General features: G+C 40.4%; 1 pseudogene. It reads right to left on the reverse strand.

Going from position 1 to position 1056, the window contains the following annotated elements:
- Positions 1 to 932: 932 nt before the first annotated feature.
- Positions 933 to 1056, reverse strand: a pseudogene (tuf, locus tag NH462_RS22835) (elongation factor Tu); the annotation flags it as partial.

Raw genomic sequence — 1056 nt, forward strand, 5'->3', positions numbered from 1 at the left:
ACGAGTGCCCACACAGATGATTGCTTCATATTTTTAAAGAACGTTTCGAAACATTTCGCTGTTTCGAGGGATGTGCATTCTAAGCATTCCCGATTTTTTGTCAACACTTAATTTTGAATTTCTTTAGAAGAAGTTTCGAACTTAAGTTTTACTTGACGCTAACTCGTTGCTGTTTTGCTTTTCAGCGTGGCGCCCCGTGTCAGTGGGGTCGCATTATAGGGCGATCCGATTTTAGTGCAACCCCTTTTTTAAAGAAAATTGCGAAAAAACGTTTGTTCGAGCAAAAATGAAGCGAAACGCTTATTTTTGACACTTAACAGTATAAAAAGAGAACAAAAAAGAGGTGTTGTATACCGTTTATGTATAGTACCGCGTGTTATCAACACTAATGAGTCTCTATTCTATAAGTGGGGATACCACTTAAGAAGGTTCGACAACAGTTATTGAATTGCTAGGAATGACTCGTTTTGTTGGTCGCGATATAAAATCGCTGCTACCAAGGTATTAAAAAAGTCTGTACGCCCTAATCAGAGAACGACCCTTTTCATTTGTCGCGATATAAAATCGCTGCTACAAGATATTATAAAAGTCTGTACGTCTTATCGGGGAATGGCCCTTTCACTGGTCGCGATATAAAATCACTGCTACCTAGGTATTAAAAAAGTCTGTACGCCTTATCGGAGAATGACCCTTTCACTGGTCGCGATATAAAATCACTGCTACAAGGTATTAAAAAAGTCTGTACGCCTTATCGGAGAATGGCCCTTTCACTGGTCGCGATATGAAATCACTGCTACGAAGTATTAAAAAAGACCTTACGTCTTTATTGGAGAATGACTCTTTTCGTTGGTCGCGATATAAAATCGCTGCTACGAGGTATTAAAAAAGGCCGCCAAAGCGACCTTTTTATGTGTTTTACGACAACCTAGAGATTACTCTTCGATTGTTGCTACAACACCAGCACCTACTGTACGGCCACCTTCACGGATAGCGAAACGTAGACCTTCGTCCATCGCGATTGGTACGATTAGCTCAACAGTCATCTTGATGTTGTCG

Source organism: Pseudoalteromonas sp. OANN1, assembly GCF_024124685.1.
In the GTDB taxonomy this organism is placed as follows: Bacteria; Pseudomonadota; Gammaproteobacteria; order Enterobacterales; family Alteromonadaceae; genus Pseudoalteromonas; species Pseudoalteromonas piscicida.